The following is a 16,509-nucleotide window of genomic DNA, read 5'->3' as shown; positions in this document are numbered from 1 at the left end:
TCAGGCGCGGGCGAGCTCGATGAGCTCGGTGATGAGATCGCCGTACGACAGCCCCGAGGCGACCCAGCACTTCGGGTACATCGAGATAGGCGTGAAGCCCGGCATCGTGTTCAGCTCGTTCACGACGATGTCGCCGGTGCCCGTGAGGAACACGTCGACGCGCGCGAGGCCGCGCCCGTCGACGGCGTCGAACGCGCGCGCACCGATCTCGCGGATCCGTGCGATCTGAGCGTCGGTGAGGTCGGCGGGGCACACGACGTCCGCCCCGTCACCGCCGAGGTACTTGCCCTCGAAGTCGTAGAACTCACGCGTCGTCAGCACGATCTCCCCCGGCAGCGACGCGCGCGTCGGCTCGGATCCACGCCCCTCGAGCACGGCGACCTCGATCTCGCGGCCGACGATCCCGGTCTCGATGAGCACCTTTTCGTCCTCGCGCAGCGCGACGCGCATCGCTTCGTCGAGTTCCGACGCGTCGTGCGCCTTCGACACCCCCACGCTCGAGCCGGCGCGGGCGGGCTTGACGAAGACGGGGTACCCGAGCGCCTCGACGTCGGCGCGGACGGCGGCCGGATCCGCCGCCCAGCGGTGCGCGCGCACCGTGATCCACGGTGCCACGGCGATGCCGTCCGCCTGCAGCGCGATCTTCATGAAGTGCTTGTCCATGCAGATCGCCGAGTCGAGCACCCCACCGCCCGCATAGGGCAGCTCGAGGATGTCGAGGAAGCCCTGCATCGTGCCGTCCTCGCCGTGCACGCCGTGCAGGATCGGCAGCACGACGTCGATCTCGCCGAGGGACTCGGTGGATCCGTCCGCGCGCTGCACGCGCAGCTCGCGCGGTCCCCCGGGCATCGGCCAGATGATCCGCGTGCCGTTGTCGACGACCTCGGGCATCTTCGCCGCGTCCAGGCGGAATCGTTCCGGATCGTCCTCCTCGAGAACGAAGATGCCCTCGCGGGTGATGCCGACGGCGATCACCCGGTAGCGCTCGCGGTCAATCGCGCCGAGCACGCCCCCCGCCGTCGCCGAAGAGATCTCGTGCTCGCTCGAGCGTCCGCCGAAGAGCACCGCCACGGTCGCCTGCTGCATACTGGGTTTCCTCCTGGGGAGTGTCGTCGTCTGTCGTGAGATGAGGCGCGATATCGCGCGGTTTCATCGTGCCGTCGAGCACCATCTTGACCTGCTCCACGATGGGCATCTCGACGCCCTTCGCGTGCGCCAGCTGCAGGATGGGCGCGACCGAGCTGAGGCCCTCGGCGGTCTGCTCCATGTGCGCGACGACGTCGTCGAGCGTGTACCCCTGCCCGAGCAGCCGCCCGGCGGTGTTGTTGCGGCTGAGGGGCGACTGGCAGGTGGCGATCAGGTCGCCGAGCCCGGCGAGCCCCTGCATCGTTTCGGGCTGGGCCCCATAGGCCACCGCGAAGTCCGTCATCTCGACGAGTCCGCGGGTGATGATCGACGCCTTCGTGTTCTCGCCGTATCCGACGCCGTCGACGATGCCCGTCGCGACGGCGATCAGGTTCTTCAGGACCCCGCCGAACTCGGTGCCCGCGACGTCGGTGTTGACGAAGGTGCGGAAGTAGCTGTTCGAGCTCGCGCGCGCGACGAGCGCCGCGGTCTCCGCGCTATAGGACGAGGCCACGGCCGCGGTGGGCTGCTCCTGCGCGACCTCGCGTGCCAGGTTCGGGCCGCCGACCACCGCGATGCGGCTTTGGTCGCAGGCGAGCACCTGCTCGATAACCTCGCTCATGCGCAGGTTGGTGCGCTTCTCGACGCCCTTCATGAGGCTGATGATCGGCGCATCGGTCTTCGCGAGAATCGGCTTGATCTGCTTCAACGTCTCGCGCGCCGACTTGCTCGGCACGGCGACGTAGACCTGGTCGGCGCCGTCGAGGGCGCGAGCGATGTCGTGCGTCGCGTGCATCGTGCGCGGCAGATTGATGCCCGAGAGGTAGCGCGAGTTGCGCTTGGCCTCGTCGATCTCGCGCGCCTGCTCGGGCCTGCGGGCCCACATCGTCACGCGGGCTCCCCCGTCGGCCAAGATCTTGCCGTAGGTGGTGCCCCAGCTGCCCGAGCCGAGAACCGTGACCCGGATGCTCACATCCGCCCCGTCTCGCTCTGGCCGTGCTTGCTGGGATCCCAGCGCTCGACGGGCGGCTTTTCCCCGCGGATCTCACCCAGGAGCCGCGAGATCTCCGCCATGAGACGATCCGTTGCCTCGTTCAGGACGCCCATCTCGTGCTCGCGACCGGCGAAATCGCTCAGGTCGATGGGCGTGCCCACGAGCACCGTGACGCGACGGCGCGGCGGGAAGAACCGCAGCTTGCCGTAGCGCGGCATGAACTGCTGTTCGCCCCAGTGCGCGACCGGGATCAGCGGAATGTTCCCGGCCAGCGCCAGGCGCACGGCCCCCGATTTCCCGCGCATCGGCCACACATCGGGGTCGCGCGTGAGCGTGCCCTCGGGGTAGACGATCACGCCGCGGGCGTTCTTGACGAGCTCGTTGGCCTGAGCCATCGACTGTGCCGCGCCAGACTTTCCGCGGGTCACGGGAACCATTCCGGTCGCCTTCAGGGCGGCGCCGAGCACGGGCACCCGGAACAGGCTCTCCTTCGCCATGAAGCGAGGCGCCCGGCCGATACGCCATGTCGCCACGGCGACCGTCAGCGGGTCGAACTCGCTGTGGTGATTGGGCGCCAAGACGTAGGCGCCCTCACGCGGAAGGTTCTCGGCGCCCCGCACTTCCAGTTTGGCGAACCACCCCGTGAGGGGCACCACGATGGCCGCGAGCAGCCAGAACAGGCTGGGTCGCGTCTTCTCGCTCGAGGCCTTGGCCACGCTCAGCCCACGACGTCGAAGTCAGCGCCGAGGGCGGTGAGCTTGTCGAAGAACTTCTCGTATCCGCGGCGAATGATGCCGACGTTGGAGACGCGCGACGTGCCCTTGGCTGCCAGCGCGGCGATGACGTAGGCGTATCCGCCGCGCAGGTCGGGCACGACGATGTCGGCGCCCTGCAGCGGCGTCGGGCCCGTGATGACGGCCGCCTGCTCGAGCGGACGGCGGGCCACGCGGCGATAGGCCCCCGCGAGCCCCTCGGGGTGCACGACGATGTCGGCGCCCATCTGGTTCAGCGCGGAGGTGAAGCCGAGTCGGTTCTCATAGACCGTCTCGTGCACGATCGACACGCCCTCCGCCTGCGTCAGGGCGACGATGAGCGGCTGCTGCCAGTCGGTCATGAAGCCCGGGTGCACGTCGGTCTCGACCATCACGGGGTTCAGCGGCGTCTTGGCGCGCCGGAAGGTGATGCCCTCGTCGGTGATGTCGAAGGCGCCGCCCGTCTTGCGGTACACGTTGAGGAACGTGAGCATCTCGTACTGGCGAGCGCCCTTGACGAAGATCTCGCCATCGGTCGCGAGCGCGGCGCAGGCCCAGCTGGCGGCCTCGTTGCGGTCGAACAGGCTGCGGTGGTCGTAGCCCTTGAGTTCGGCGACGCCCTCGATGAAGATCACGCGGTTCGGCTCGTAGGAGATGATCGCGCCCATCTTCTGGAGCACGCCGATGAGATCCATGATCTCCGGCTCGATCGCCGCATTCTTCAGTTCGGTGACGCCCTTCGCGCGAACGGCCGTGAGCAGAACCTGCTCCGTCGCGCCGACGCTCGGGTAGGGCAACTCGATGCTCGCGCCGTGCAGGCCCTCGGGCGCCGAGAGGCGGATCCCATTGGGTTGCTTGTCGACGATCGCGCCGAACTTGCGGAGCGCGTCGAGGTGGAAGTCGATCGGGCGGTCGCCGATGCGGCACCCGCCGAGGTCCGGGATGAACGCCTGACCGAGCAGGTGCAGCAGCGGACCGCAGAAGAGGATCGGGATCCGGCTCGAACCGGCGTGCGCGTCGATCTCCTCGAAGCCCGCGGACTTGGCGGCCGTCGGGTCGAGAACGAGCGAGCCGGGCTCCTCGCCCTCGGTCACGCGGACGCCGTGGACCTCGAGGAGCGAACGGACGACCTCGACGTCGCGGATCTCGGGAACGTCGCGCAGGATCGACGGCGTTTCGCCGAGAAGCGATGCCACCATGGCTTTGGTCGCGAGGTTCTTCGCGCCCTTCACATCGACCTGGCCGCGCAGCGGCCGACCGCCGCGGATTTCCAGGACGTCGCCGAGTTCAGGGGTCGCGGCGCTTTCCGCTTCGGTCACAGACGTCATTCCAGTGGATCCTCACTCACTTCCGGCGGATGGGCCGCCCCGGGTTCGGGGCGGCCTCGTTCTCACGGAACCGGGAGGGTCCGCGGCCGCCAAGCTTCGCGGCGGGCCTCGAACTGCGCGATCTCATCCTGATGACGCAGCGTGAGCCCGATGTCATCGAGCCCTTCGAGGAGCCGCCACCTAGTGTAATCATCGATCTCGAACGCGGCGCTGAAGTCACCCACAGCGGCGGTTCGTTCGACCAGATCGACCGTCATCTGCACGCCGGGGTTGGCGTCGAGCGCGGCCCAGAACGTGTGCAGCACCTCTTCGGTGATAATGCCCGTGACCAGGCCCTGCTTTCCCGAGTTTCCCCGGAAGATGTCGGCGAAGCGGGGCGAGAGCACGACCTTGAAGCCGTAATCGCGCAGCGCCCACACAGCGTGTTCCCGGCTGGATCCCGTTCCGAAGTCGGGGCCCGCGACGAGGATCGATGCGTTCTTGTACGGCTCCTGGTTCAGGACGAAGTCGTCCTGCTGACGCCAGGCGTGGAACAGCGCGTCGTCGAAGCCGGTCTTCGTGACTCGCTTGAGGAAGACGGCGGGAATGATCTGGTCGGTGTCGACGTTCGATCGCTTCAGCGGCGCGGCGACGCCGGTGTGAGTGGTGAACTTCTCCATGGTCAGACTCCTGCACCTTCCAGAACGGGCGTTTCGAGGTCGCTCGGGCTCGAGAGCGTGCCCCGCACGGCGGTCGCGGCCGCCACGAGCGGCGAGACGAGGTGGGTGCGCCCGCCCTTGCCCTGGCGACCCTCGAAGTTGCGGTTGCTCGTCGACGCGCAGCGCTCACCCGGCGCCAGCTGGTCGGGGTTCATGCCGAGGCACATCGAGCATCCCGCGAAGCGCCATTCGCCGCCGAAGTCGGTGACGATCTTGTCGATGCCCTCCGCCTCCGCCTCCAGGCGGACGCGAGCCGAACCGGGAACCACCATGACGCGCACGCCATCGGCCTTCTTCCGCCCCTTGATCACCGACGCAAAGGCGCGCAGGTCCTCGATGCGGCTGTTGGTGCAGGATCCCATGAACACCGCGTCGACCGCGATGTCCTTCATGACCGTGCCCGGCGCGAGGTCCATGTACTCGTACGCCCGCTGCGCGGCCTGGCGCTCGTCCTCGTCCTCGAAGCTGTCGAGCGTCGGGACGGTCTGCGACAGCGACACGCCCTGCCCGGGGTTCGTCCCCCAGGTGACGAACGGCTCGAGCTCGTTCGCGTCGATGAAGACCTCGGCGTCGAAGGTCGCCCCCTCGTCCGTCGGCAGGGTCTTCCAGTAGGCGACCGCGTCGTCCCAGTCCTTGCCGGTGGGCGCGTGGTCGCGCCCCTTGACGTACTCGAAGGTGATCTCGTCCGGCGCGACCATGCCGGCGCGCGCGCCGGCCTCGATCGACATGTTGCAGATGGTCATCCGGCCCTCCATCGAGAGCGCGCGGATCGCGGATCCGCGGTACTCGAGGACGTAGCCCTGTCCCCCGCCGGTCCCGATCTTCGCGATCACGGCGAGAATGATGTCCTTCGCCGTAACGCCCGGCTTCAGCTCGCCCTCGACGTTAATCGCCATCGTCTTGAACGGCTTCAGCGGAAGGGTCTGCGTGGCCATCACGTGCTCGACCTCGCTCGTGCCGATACCGAAGGCCAGCGCACCGAAGGCGCCGTGCGTCGAGGTGTGGCTGTCGCCGCACACGACCGTCAGGCCCGGCATCGTCAGACCCAGCTGGGGGCCCACGACGTGCACGATGCCCTGCTCAGCGTCACCCAGCGGGTGCAGACGCACACCGAACTCCGCCGTGTTCTTACGTAGCGTCTCGATCTGCGTGCGGCTCGTGAGGTCGGCGATGGGCTTGTCGATCGCGAGCGTGGGGGTGTTGTGGTCTTCGGTGCCGATCGTCAGATCGACGCGGCGCAGCGGCCGCCCCTCCGCGCGCAGGCCATCAAACGCCTGAGGGCTCGTGACCTCGTGGATGAGGTGAAGATCGATGTAGATGAGGTCCGGCTCCTGGCCCTGGCCGCGGACGACGACATGGTCGTCCCACAGTTTCTCGGCGAGGGTGCGCGGGTGATCCGGAACAGTGATGTCAGCGCTCATGCGTATTACTCAACTCCTTGACGGGTGTCGGTGTCGGCCATCGACAAACTCCGCGACGGGGAGGCCTAGAACGAGGTCCCGCCGCGGCAGCTAAGGAGGAGGCTGTAGCACCGCACCCCACGAGAATAACAGAGTGCTCAGCACTTACCGGCCGCACGGACCGGGTGCTGAGCACTCTGCTCAGGCTGCGCGCGATTACCGCGTCATTTCTCCTGCACGGCGCGCTTCGACTCGACCCGGTTCGCGATGAGGCTCGCGACCGTCGACACGACGATCGAGGCGACGATCACGCCGAGCGAGGTCCAGTTGCTGATCTCGGGAGCCCACTCGATGTGGTGCCCGCCGTTGATGAACGGCAGTTCGTTCACGTGCATCGCGTGGAAGACGAGCTTCACGCCGATGAACGCGAGGATAAACGCGACGCCGAACTTGAGATAGCGCAGCTTGTCGAGCAGGTCACCCAGCAGGAAGTACAGCTGGCGCAGGCCCATGAGCGCGAAGAGGTTCGCCGCGAAGACGAGGAACGGCACCTGGGTGATGCCGAAGATGGCGGGGATCGAATCGATTGCGAAGATGAGGTCCGTCACACCGATCGAGATGAAGACGATCACCATCGGCGTGAGCATCTTCTTGCCGCCCACGACGGTGCGGATCTTGGAGCCGTCGTACTCGTCGTGGATCGGGATGAACCGCCGCAGCGTGCGCACGATGAACGACTCGGCCTTCGCGTCGCCGCCGTGCTCCTCCTTCTCGAACACCTGCTTCAGGGCGGTGTAGACGAGGAATGCTCCGAAGATGTAGAAGATCCAGCTGAGCTGCTCGATCAGGACGGCGCCGATCATGATGAACCCTGCTCGCAGCACCAGGGCGATGATGATGCCGACCATCAGCACTTCCTGCTGATACTTCCTCGGCACGGCGAACTGGCTCATGATCAGGACGAAGACGAACAGGTTGTCGATCGACAGGCTGTACTCCGTCAGCCATCCGCTGACGAACTCCAGCGCGTGGTTCGTGTCTCCGACGAGCCACAGCGTGACAGCGAAGAGCAGCGCCAGCGTCACGTAGAACGCGACCCACAGCGCGGATTCCTTCGTCGACGGGATGTGAGGGCGCTTGATCACGAGCAGCAGGTCTGCCGCAAGGATCAGGACGAGGACGATCAGGGATCCGACCTCGAAAGCAACGGGAATTTCCAAAGCAAGCCTTTCGGGCGCTCGTAACTGCCGAAAGTCTCTCCCCGCACCGGATGATGCGCCGTGCGCCCGGAGCCTCTTCGATGGTGCTCGTGCTGACGTTGCGCGCGGTCTCGGGATACTCCCTCTCGCGCGAGCCAGTCTACGCGACGGCGCGCGAATACGACGAAAGCCTGGACGGTGACGTCCAGGCTTTCGTTTCTGCGGTGACCCCAGCGGGATTCGAACCCGCGTTACCGGCGTGAGAGGCCAGCGTACTAGGCCGCTATACGATGGGGCCGCATCTTTTTGGTTATGAACCAGAACCGAAGTTCTTTCTGTCTCCGCGTCTCCCGCGGCGACATAGATAACTATACGCACGATCTGCACGCAGGACAAAATCGAGCACCGCCCTGCGCGGCACCCGGGCGTGTCTGGCTGGTCAGAGCGTATTCCATTTCCCGCCCGGAGGGAAGCCTCAACGGCGAAGTTCAGTGGAAGAGTTGTCCCATGCAGATCATCAAGCACGAACACGCGCGACTGACCGTTCGGAACTCCGGGGAGAGCCTCATCATCGACCCGGGAAGCTTCAGCGAGAGCCTGGGCGACCTCGGCAACGTGGTCGGCGTCGTGATCACTCACGAGCATCCCGATCACTGGACGCCCGATCACCTGAAGCGAATCGCCCGAGAGTTCCCCCGCGCGCTCTTCTTCAGCACCACGGCCGTCGCCGAGGCGGCACCGGTCGACGTCACGGTGGTGCGGCCCGGCGATTCCGTCTCCGTCGGTTCCTTCTCGCTGAGCTTCTTCGGTGGCACGCACAACGAGATCCATTCCTCGATCCCGCCCGTAGACAACGTCGGCGTACTCGTGAACGGATCGCTCTACTACCCCGGCGACTCGTACGCGGTCCCCGACGGCATCGACGTCGAGGTTCTTGCGGCACCCGTCGGCGCCCCGTGGCTCAAGATCGGCGAGGCGATGGACTACGTCCTCGAGGTCGCTCCTCGCCACGCCTTCCCGATCCACGAGGCGACGCTCTCCCCCGCCGGCCTCGCGATGCACACCGCGCGCCTCGACTGGGCCACCCAGCGGAGTGGCGGCACCTTCCACCCACTGGAGCCGGGCGAGTCGCTCGACATCTGAGTCACCGCACGCGCAGCGCCCCCGCCTGCACCTCGATCCGCACGCGCGTCACCTCGCCCAGCTCGTCGCCGTCGACCTCGAAGATCCGAGGCCCGTCGAGGGCGAGCTCGAGCGAGGTGACGCGCGCATGCGTGACGCTGTCGGTGCTCGCGGCTTCGTCCGCCTTGCTCCACAGGCGCGCGATCCCGTTATCCCACACCATGTTCTTGACGGTGTCGGCCCAGCCGCTCACGCCCGCGGCATCGAGGATCACGAGGTCGAGCTCTCCGTCGGACGGGTCGGCATCGGGCAGCAGGGTGAAACCGCCCTGCAGCGTTCCGCAATTGCCCACGATGAGCGTGTGCGCGTCGACCTCGCGCTGTTCGCCGTCGATCGTGAGGTCGAGGCGCAGGACGGTGCTGGCCGACAGGGCGCGGCCCAGGGACTCGACGTACGCGATCCACCCCGCCTTGTCCTTGAGGTCGTCATTGGTCTCGGCGATCATGTGCGCGTCGATGCCGAAGCCCGCCATCACGGCGAATGCGCGGCGCTCGGATCCCGTGTCGGCCCATCCGATATCGATCGTGCGGGGCTCGGATCCGAGCGCCCGCCGGAGCGCCGCGGAGATGTCTCCGAGGGGGATGCCGAGGTTGCGCGCGAGAAGATTGCCCGTTCCGAGCGGGACGACCCCGAGCTCTGCGGTCGCCCCCGAATCGGCGAGGTGTTCGGCGACCGCCCTCACCGTGCCGTCGCCACCCGCCGCGATGACGAGATCCGCGCCCGCGTCGAGCGCGTCGCGCGTGGCCGACACGCCCGGGTCGTCGACGCTCGTCTCATGCCACGTCACGGGAAGCTCGACCTCGACCGCGACGGCAGCCTTGAGCGCGTCCGTCTCGCCCTTCGAGGGGTTGAACACGATGCCGATGCGGGTGGTCGTCACGATCGCTCTCCTTCGCGCCGCCGCACGGCTCTCGCGGGCGGTGACCACAGTGTATTCGGGCCCAACGACGAACCGCCGCTTCCGGTCAATATCATCGAGGTGAGGCCGTCATGGCAGGAAGCGAGCACCGATGTTCCCAGTCCCCGCGTATGTGCACCGGATCGGACGGCGAGAGTTCGACTTCTCGCGGCAGATCGCCGTCATGGCGGTCATCAACCGCACACCGGATTCGTTCTTCGACCAGGGCGCGACCTTCGCGCTCGACCGGGCCGTCGAGGCGTCGATCCGCGCGGCCGACGCGGGCGCGGACTGGGTGGACATCGGGGGCGTGCCGTTCGGTCGAGGTCCGGCCGTGTCGACGAACGAGGAGATCGATCGCGTCGCGCCCGTCGTCGCGGAGCTCGCCCGACAAAGCGATGTGGTGATCTCCGTCGACACGAACAAGGCCGCCGTCGCGGCGGCGGCGATCGACGCGGGTGCGGCCGTCATCAATGACACGAGCGGGCTCGGCGACCCGGATATGGCGTCGGTCATCGCGCGAACCGGCGCGCACATCGTCGTGACGCACAGCGTGGGGCCCCCGCGCGTGGAGAAGCCGGCGGCGCACTTCGACGACGTCGTGGCGGAGGTGCGGGCCTTCCTCGTCGAACGCGTGGAGCGCGCCGTCGCCGCGGGCATTCCCCGCGATCGGATCCTCATCGATCCCGGTCACGACCTCGACAAGAACACGCTGCATTCCCTCGAGCTCACCCGTCGACTCGACGAGATCGCCGACATCGGACTTCCCCTGCTCGCGGCCGTGTCGAACAAGGACTTCGTCGGAGAGGTCGTCGATCGCGAGAAGCAGCACCGGCTCGCGGGATCGCTCGCGGCGATGGTGATGTGCGTCGAGCGGGGCGCGCGGATCCTGCGGATGCACGACGTGCCCGCGTCGGTGGACGCGGCCCGCATGATCGAGGCGATCATGGGGTGGCGCGAGCCCGTGCGCCTCGAGCACAACACTCACCCGACCCACAACGTCTAGGAGCGCCGATGACCACCCGCATCGATCGGATCTGGCCGGATCCGGGCACCGCGCTCGACGACGAGATGCTGCTCGCCGCATACGCCTTCCCGGAGGGCCGGACCTGGCTGCGCATGAACTTCGTGTCAAGTGCCGACGGCGCAGCGACGCGCGAGGGGCTTTCCGGCGGGCTCGGCGACGACGCGGATCACCGCGTCTTCGACTTGCTCCGCCGCCCCGCCCACGCGGTGCTCGTCGCCGCGGGCACGGTTCGCGCGGAGGGCTACGACGCGATGCGACTGGGCGGGGCCGACGTGGCCTGGCGCGAGAGCCAGGGGCTGCCCCCGCATCCGGTGTTCGCTCTCGTGACGCGCTCGGCGGAGCTGGATCCGGAATCACCGGTATTCGCCGACGCACCCGTGCAACCGCTCGTCTACACGATCGCCTCGGCGCCGCTCGCGCGGCGCTCGGCGCTCGAGCGGGTCGCCGAGGTCGTGATCGTCGGTGAGGACGACGTGGACCTGGGGGCCGTCCGCGCCGACCTCGCGGCGCGCGGGCTCACGCGGATCCACAGCGAAGGGGGCCCGAGCCTGTTCGGCGCCGCCCTCGCGGCGGGCATCGTCGATGAGCTCTGCCTCACCGTCGCGCCCACGCTCGAGGGCGGCACGGCGCGGCGGATCGCGGCGTCGTCGGGCGCGACCCCCACCCCGCTCCGCCTCCTGGGGGTGCTGCGTGCCGGTGACGAACTGCTGCTGAGGTACGCCACGCGAGAGGGCTGACTCCGCGCTCGGCGCCGCCGCAGCTACCGCTCTCGACCGACTCGCTCTCGACCGACGGAGCTTTCGCGAGCGCTCAGGCCGGGGGCGAGGACGACGCGGCGATGCACGTGTTCGGGATTGCGGATCTCGTCCAGGAGGAGGTTCATGCCGGCCTGGCCGACGGCGTAGCCCGGCAGATCGATCGTCGAGAGCGGGACCGCGTTGTCCCGCCCCGACTGATTGTCGTCGCACGCGATCAGGGCGATGTCCTGCGGGAAGCGGAAGCCCTCGGGCAGCAGCGCCTGCATGAGCCCCGTCGCGACGAGATCCGCCGCCGCCACGATGCCATCGGGCGCTTCGGCGCGGCTCCGCGAGGCGATGCGGTGCGCGATCGCGCGGCCGTCCTCGGCCTGCAGGTCGCCGCTGGGGAGGAACTCGATCGATGCGCCGCCGTGCTCCGCGACGGCGCGCTCGGCCCCGGCGAGGCGCCGAGCGACAGCATGGATCTCGCGCAGGCCGCCGACGAAGGCCAGCCGCCGTCGGCCCTGACGAAGCAGGTGCTCGGCGGCGAGGTACCCGGAGAGCTCGTAATCGATCCGCACCGTGCACGCGTCGACATCGACATCGGTCGCGACATCGAGCAGGACGACGCGGCCGCCCGCCCGGCGGATGCGCTCCGCTCCGGACACGTCGTTATCGAACACCGCGAGGAGGATCCCCTGCAGCTGGTCCTCGATGAAGTGGTCGATGTATGCCGCCTGCCGCGGCGTTCCGCCACGGACGCCGGCATTGGCGGCGACGAGGTACATGCCCGACGACGAGGTGACGTCCTCCGCGCCGCGGGCGACGTCGGTGTAGAGCGAGTTGGCGATGTCGACCATCACGTAGCCGACGGTGTTGCTGCCGCCGGCCGCGAGTGTGCGCGCCGCGCTGTTGCGCACGTAGCCGAGGCGGGTGATCGTGGCGAGCACCCGCTCGCGCACCTCGCTCCGCACGCGCTCCGGGTGGTTGAGCACGTTCGACACCGTACCGAGCGAAACCTGGGCGGCCTTGGCGACGTCGCTCATCGTGACCGTGGCACGCGGCTGGGGGCTCGACATTTCTCCTCCTCATACGCGCCAGCGCCCGACGCAGGCGAAGCGATTCACGCTAACACAGGCGCCGGGCGCGGACGGATTCCCCGGGGTCAGGCCGAGACGGACTCGCCCTCCGCGCGCAGCGCAGGGTCGTCGTCTGTCGCCTTCGGCATGCGGCCGATCCAGAAGATGCCGATCACGAACGCCACGATGCTCGTCGCCGCCATCAGGTAGTAGATGCTCGACGGCCCGAACGCGATGAGCGAGGGGATGTAGAGGCCGACGAGCGCCGCGACGATGCGGGTGAAGGCAATCGTGATGCCCTGGGCCGTCGCCCGGTGCGAGGTCGGGAACAGCTCCTGCGACCACACCTTGTACATGGGTTCGCCCGCGACCGCGCCACCGATCGAGTAGAGCACGCCGAAGATGACGAGCGTCAGCACCGTGACGCCGATCGTCGCGGGGATCATGAACGCGACGAGACTGAGCGCGGCCATGATGACGAACCACATCATGCGGTGGCTGCCGTCGACGACGCGCATCAGGAGCAGGAGCGACACGGTGCTGACGATCGTGACGATGAGCCCGATCGTGGAGGCGGTCGACACCGTCGCCCCGGCGACGGTCGTGAACATGTAGGTCGAGAACTGGCCGTTGATATTCGCGGCGATGTTCACGAGCGCGTAGAAGACCCCGGTCGCGATCAGGGCCGACATGTAGCGACGCGATAGCAGCGGCTTGAGTGCACGGAGCCCCCGCATCTCGGGGTTCACCGCCATGAGCGTGGCCGTGGTCTGCCACGCCTTCGACTCGGGCAGCTGCAGGCGCAGCACGAGCACGACGATCGCGATGACGAGCAGGTGACCGTAGAGGATGCGGCCGGCGACGGCGCCGAGTCCGCCGAAGAGCGCGCCCAGCAGGTTGACGGCGATGACGCCGCCCATCCAGAGGATGTGGGTAAACGAGACGAGCTTTCCGCGGTTCTCATCGGTGGCGGCCTCGGCGATCATCGACATCGATACCGGCAGGTCAGCTCCGGCGGCGAAGCCGAGGAGAATGATGCCCGGGTAGAGCCACGCGGTCCCGGGCGCGAAGGTCAGCACCGCCGCCCCGATCGCGAACAGGGTCAGCGTGATGATGAAGATGCGGCGGCGGCCGAAGCGGTCGCCGAGGCGACCGCCGATCAGTGCGCCGACGGCGATCGAGAAGGTGAGGATCGACGACAGCGGCGCGATCGTCTCAATGCCGAATCCGAACTCCTCGCTGTAGAGAACGAGCGCGGTACCCGTCGTGACGATGGCGCCGGCGTCGAGATAGGACACCATGCCGGAGAGGAAGGCCACCCACCAGGCGTGGCGGGTCGCGGAACGTGTCGTGGACATAGGGGTTCTCCTTCGAACGAACGAAACTGAGGATTTAGAAGGTGTGCGTGCCGGCCCCGACCTCGACCGGCTGCCGGCCGGGGAGATCGATGACGGCGGTCGTGTTCGGGGGGACGACGACGGTCGCCCGAAGCGGCGATTCTTCGCCCGCCCCCGGATCCGTCGCGACCCATTCGACCCGGATCTCGCCGAAGAGCGAGTCGAGTCGGGCCGTCGCACGCGAGGCGAGCCCCGCGCGCGGACGCACGAGGAAGCTCTGCCACGCGGGGGCGAGCGGCGCGATGCCGCCGACGTCGCGGTGCAGCCAGTCGGCGACGGCGCCGAGCGCGTAGTGATTGAAGCTTGTCATCTCGCCCGGGTTGATGCTGCCGTCGGGCAGCATCGAGTCCCACCGCTCCCAGATCGTCGTCGCGCCCATCGAGACCGGATAGAGCCAGCTGGGCTGTTCGGACGTCTGCAGCATCGCCTGGGCCGTCGCGCGGTGTCCCGACATCGTGAGCGCGTCCGAGATGATGGGCGTGCCGACGAAGCCCGTGCCGATGCGGTGGCCCCCGCGCGCGACGATGGCCGCGAGGCGCTCGCCCGCGGCGGAGACGGCGTCGTCCGGCAGGAGGCCGAAGACCAGGCCGAGGGCGTATGCGGTCTGGCTGTCGGACATCATCCGACCCGCCGGGGTGACGTAGGCGCGCTGGAACGCCCGCCGTACCTCCTCCGCGAAGGCGGCGGCCTCGGCCGCATCGGCGTCGTATCCGAGAATGGACGCCGCCTCCGCGACCAGCGCGGCGGAGCGATACGCGTAGGCCGTCGCCACGAGGTACGGATCGGTCTTGGCCTCGAAGGGGCGCTCCGGCGGGGCCGTCGGGTCGAGCCAGTCGGCCAGCTGCATGCCCGACTCCCACAGGCCGTCGACGCTCTCGCGACGGATCACGTCGAGCCACGCGCGCATGCCGGGGTACTGGCGCGCGAGCAGCGTGCGATCGCCGAACTGGCGATACAGCACCGACGGCACGACCGTCGTCACGTCACCCCACGCCGCGATCGGGGCGGGCGGGAACAGGTTCTGCTCGATGAGCGGAACATACAGCGGCCCAATGCCGCCGAGCCGGGCCTGATCGGCCGCGACGCTGTCCATCCACGAGCCGAGGAAGGCCTGCGTGTCGAAGAGGAATCCCGCCGTGTCGGCGAAGACCTGGATGTCGCCCGTCCATCCGAGGCGCTCGTCGCGCTGCGGGCAGTCCGAGGGAATGGACACGAAGTTCCCTCGCGTGCTCCATACGACGTTCTCGTGCAGGCGGTTGATCTCGGCCACGTCGGTCTCGAGCCAGCCCGTGCGCACGAGGCCGCTCTGGATCACCTCCGCGACGACGTCGACGGCCCCGGCGTCGATGCCGGTGATCTGCGCGTAGCGGAACCCGTGGAAGGTGAACCGCGGCGCCCACTCCTCCACGCCGCCACCCGCCAGGGTGTACTCGTCGCTCGCCGCTGCGAAGCGCAAGGGGCGCACTCCCAGTTCGTCGCGTTCCAGGACCTCCGCGTGGCGGATCCGGATCGTCGTGCCGGCCTCTCCTCGCACCCGGATGCGGAGCCGACCGACCAGGTTCTGCCCGAAGTCGAGGATCGGCTCCCCCGACGCGCTCGGGACCACGGCGGCGACCTCGCGGCGCTCCGTCACGCGCACGGGCGGCGCGCTCGCGGGGCGCAAACGGGCGGGATCCGCATCGACGACGATCGCGGGCGCCGCGCCGGGAAGCTCCTCTCCTACGCTGAGGCCGCCGTCCGCCAGGCGCGCGTCGAAGCGCTCGCCCTGATAGACGCTCGCGAAGCGGATCGGACCACGGGTCGTCGCCGTCCACGAGTCGTCCGTGCCGATGGTCTCCGTGCTTCCGTCGGCGTACTCGATGCGCAGCTGCGCGGACAGAGCGCGGGCGCCGCGCCACGTGCGGGCGAAGTCGCCGTCGAACCCGAAGTACTCGGCGTACCATCCCGGCCCCACCCAGGCGCCGATGACATGGGCTCCCTCGGAGAGGCGATCGGTCACGTCCACCGTGGAGAAGTGCAGGAGGTCACGGTACGAGGTCCATCCCGGCGCGAGGAGCTCCTCGGAGACGGGCTCGCCGTCGATGCTGAGCTCGACGACCCCGTGGGCCGTGTACGAGAGGACGGCGCGTGCGACCGGCCGGGCGATCGTGAGTTCCCGCCGGAAGCGACTGGTCTCACGGTCCGGGCCGTCCGCGAGGAGCGCCGCCCGGACGTCGTCCGCCGAGGCGCCGTCGCGCACCGTCGCGGGATCCGGAGACGAGCCGGAGGCGTCGTCGGCCGCCGCGACGAACGACGCGTTCCAGTCGGCAGGCGACAGCGGGCCGGCCTCCACGGGAGTCCAATCGCTCGGTGCGAGCTCGGCCCCGTCGACTCCGGTCGGCGTCACCCGGATCTCCATGCGCTCGTAGGCGCGCACCGGAGCGAAGGGCCATGCGAGGGCCACGCTCTCGTTTCCCTCGAACTCGTGCCGCTCGATCTCTCCGCCTCGGCGAGCCTCGAGGACGGCGCGCGCCTGCGCCCAGCCGTCGGCATCGGACTCGACCCTCCAGCTCAGCGACGGTGCGGCGGTCGACGCGAATCGGGGGGCTCCCCTGCCGCCCGCGCGGACCTCGGCGACGCGCGAGCTCGTGGAACGTGACATCTGTGTCCTCCATCAGTATTTGAAGCGCTTCAATTGTAACGCATCAAACGCT

The 16,509-nt window shown here is 68.6% G+C and carries 14 protein-coding genes and 1 tRNA gene; 3 read left to right on the top strand and 12 right to left on the bottom strand.

All coding sequences use genetic code 11. The annotated features are described in order from the left end of the window. The 8 genes from IEX05_RS01450 to IEX05_RS01415 form a co-directional block, all read right to left on the bottom strand. Entirely contained in the window at positions 1 to 1,086 is a 1,086-nt protein-coding gene (locus IEX05_RS01450) for a D-alanine--D-alanine ligase family protein (protein WP_188699616.1), read from the bottom strand. Beyond that, positions 992 to 2,098: an NAD(P)H-dependent glycerol-3-phosphate dehydrogenase gene (locus tag IEX05_RS01445; RefSeq protein ID WP_188699615.1), complete on the bottom strand. Its 1,107-nt coding sequence runs from the start codon at positions 2,096 to 2,098 to the stop codon at positions 992 to 994. Before IEX05_RS01445 ends, IEX05_RS01450 begins: the two co-directional genes overlap by 95 nt. Further along, positions 2,095 to 2,841: a lysophospholipid acyltransferase family protein gene (locus IEX05_RS01440; protein WP_188699864.1), complete on the bottom strand. Its 747-nt coding sequence runs from the start codon at positions 2,839 to 2,841 to the stop codon at positions 2,095 to 2,097. The genes IEX05_RS01445 and IEX05_RS01440 overlap by 4 nt, the downstream gene beginning before the upstream one ends. Beyond that, positions 2,838 to 4,199, bottom strand: coding sequence for a UDP-N-acetylglucosamine 1-carboxyvinyltransferase (gene murA, locus IEX05_RS01435; RefSeq protein ID WP_188699614.1), 1,362 nt, complete (start codon positions 4,197 to 4,199; stop codon positions 2,838 to 2,840). Before murA ends, IEX05_RS01440 begins: the two co-directional genes overlap by 4 nt. A gap of 62 nt (positions 4,200 to 4,261) precedes the next feature. Beyond that, complete coding sequence (gene leuD, locus IEX05_RS01430; protein ID WP_188699613.1) at positions 4,262 to 4,858, bottom strand: 3-isopropylmalate dehydratase small subunit; 597 nt, start codon at positions 4,856 to 4,858, stop codon at positions 4,262 to 4,264. Between the two features lie 2 nt (positions 4,859 to 4,860). After that, positions 4,861 to 6,318 carry a 3-isopropylmalate dehydratase large subunit gene (gene leuC, locus IEX05_RS01425; protein ID WP_188699612.1) on the bottom strand — a complete coding sequence of 486 codons (1,458 nt, stop codon included), beginning with the start codon at positions 6,316 to 6,318 and terminating at the stop codon, positions 4,861 to 4,863. Between the two features lie 203 nt (positions 6,319 to 6,521). Beyond that, a complete protein-coding gene (locus IEX05_RS01420) occupies positions 6,522 to 7,517 on the bottom strand; it encodes a TerC family protein (protein WP_188699611.1) in 996 nt (331 codons plus the stop codon). A 204-nt stretch (positions 7,518 to 7,721) separates the two neighbouring features. Beyond that, positions 7,722 to 7,794, bottom strand: a tRNA-Glu gene (locus IEX05_RS01415). A 209-nt stretch (positions 7,795 to 8,003) separates the two neighbouring features. Between IEX05_RS01415 and IEX05_RS01410 the strand changes: the two genes are divergently transcribed. Continuing rightward, positions 8,004 to 8,639 (top strand): MBL fold metallo-hydrolase, encoded by a 636-nt coding sequence (locus IEX05_RS01410; RefSeq protein WP_188699610.1) that lies wholly within the window; start codon positions 8,004 to 8,006, stop codon positions 8,637 to 8,639. A gap of 1 nt (position 8,640) precedes the next feature. On the opposite strand, the gene IEX05_RS01405 is transcribed toward IEX05_RS01410, so the two are convergent. After that, positions 8,641 to 9,558, bottom strand: a complete 918-nt coding sequence (locus tag IEX05_RS01405; RefSeq protein WP_229661058.1) for a diacylglycerol/lipid kinase family protein — start codon at positions 9,556 to 9,558, stop codon at positions 8,641 to 8,643. Between the two features lie 130 nt (positions 9,559 to 9,688). On the opposite strand from IEX05_RS01405, the gene folP reads away from it, so the two are divergent. Both folP and IEX05_RS01395 read left to right on the top strand, forming a co-directional pair. Then, on the top strand, positions 9,689 to 10,582 hold the full coding sequence (folP, locus tag IEX05_RS01400; RefSeq protein WP_188699608.1) for a dihydropteroate synthase: 894 nt from the start codon (positions 9,689 to 9,691) through the stop codon (positions 10,580 to 10,582). Between the two features lie 8 nt (positions 10,583 to 10,590). After that, positions 10,591 to 11,340 (top strand): pyrimidine reductase family protein, encoded by a 750-nt coding sequence (locus IEX05_RS01395; protein WP_188699607.1) that lies wholly within the window; start codon positions 10,591 to 10,593, stop codon positions 11,338 to 11,340. Positions 11,341 to 11,363: 23 nt separating this feature from the next. Here IEX05_RS01395 and IEX05_RS01390 read toward each other — a convergent pair whose 3' ends face one another. The 3 genes from IEX05_RS01390 to IEX05_RS01380 all read right to left on the bottom strand — a co-directional run bounded on the left by IEX05_RS01390 (position 11,364) and on the right by IEX05_RS01380 (position 16,457). Continuing rightward, positions 11,364 to 12,419 (bottom strand): LacI family DNA-binding transcriptional regulator, encoded by a 1,056-nt coding sequence (locus IEX05_RS01390; RefSeq protein ID WP_188699606.1) that lies wholly within the window; start codon positions 12,417 to 12,419, stop codon positions 11,364 to 11,366. A gap of 86 nt (positions 12,420 to 12,505) precedes the next feature. Continuing rightward, positions 12,506 to 13,777 carry an MFS transporter gene (locus IEX05_RS01385; protein ID WP_188699605.1) on the bottom strand — a complete coding sequence of 424 codons (1,272 nt, stop codon included), beginning with the start codon at positions 13,775 to 13,777 and terminating at the stop codon, positions 12,506 to 12,508. Between the two features lie 34 nt (positions 13,778 to 13,811). After that, on the bottom strand, positions 13,812 to 16,457 hold the full coding sequence (locus IEX05_RS01380; RefSeq protein ID WP_188699604.1) for a family 78 glycoside hydrolase catalytic domain: 2,646 nt from the start codon (positions 16,455 to 16,457) through the stop codon (positions 13,812 to 13,814). Positions 16,458 to 16,509: the final 52 nt, after the last annotated feature.

The organism is Microbacterium nanhaiense, from assembly GCF_014646015.1.
GTDB classification, from domain to species: domain Bacteria; phylum Actinomycetota; class Actinomycetes; order Actinomycetales; family Microbacteriaceae; genus Microbacterium; species Microbacterium nanhaiense.
Note: the sequence above shows the minus strand (reverse complement) of the source record. Positions and strands in the feature narration are given on the sequence as shown.

What these genes read in the sequence shown, in the direction of transcription:
- IEX05_RS01395 (WP_188699607.1), top strand. Translation starts at nt 10,591, where the DNA reads ATGACCACCCGCATCGATCGGATCTGGCCGGATCCGGGCACCGCGCTC.
- IEX05_RS01450 (WP_188699616.1), bottom strand. Translation starts at nt 1,086, where the DNA reads ATGCAGCAGGCGACCGTGGCGGTGCTCTTCGGCGGACGCTCGAGCGAG.
- IEX05_RS01390 (WP_188699606.1), bottom strand. Translation starts at nt 12,419, where the DNA reads ATGTCGAGCCCCCAGCCGCGTGCCACGGTCACGATGAGCGACGTCGCC.
- leuC (WP_188699612.1), bottom strand. Translation starts at nt 6,318, where the DNA reads ATGAGCGCTGACATCACTGTTCCGGATCACCCGCGCACCCTCGCCGAG.
- leuD (WP_188699613.1), bottom strand. Translation starts at nt 4,858, where the DNA reads ATGGAGAAGTTCACCACTCACACCGGCGTCGCCGCGCCGCTGAAGCGA.
- folP (WP_188699608.1), top strand. Translation starts at nt 9,689, where the DNA reads ATGTTCCCAGTCCCCGCGTATGTGCACCGGATCGGACGGCGAGAGTTC.
- murA (WP_188699614.1), bottom strand. Translation starts at nt 4,199, where the DNA reads ATGACGTCTGTGACCGAAGCGGAAAGCGCCGCGACCCCTGAACTCGGC.
- IEX05_RS01410 (WP_188699610.1), top strand. Translation starts at nt 8,004, where the DNA reads ATGCAGATCATCAAGCACGAACACGCGCGACTGACCGTTCGGAACTCC.
- IEX05_RS01385 (WP_188699605.1), bottom strand. Translation starts at nt 13,777, where the DNA reads ATGTCCACGACACGTTCCGCGACCCGCCACGCCTGGTGGGTGGCCTTC.
- IEX05_RS01380 (WP_188699604.1), bottom strand. Translation starts at nt 16,457, where the DNA reads ATGTCACGTTCCACGAGCTCGCGCGTCGCCGAGGTCCGCGCGGGCGGC.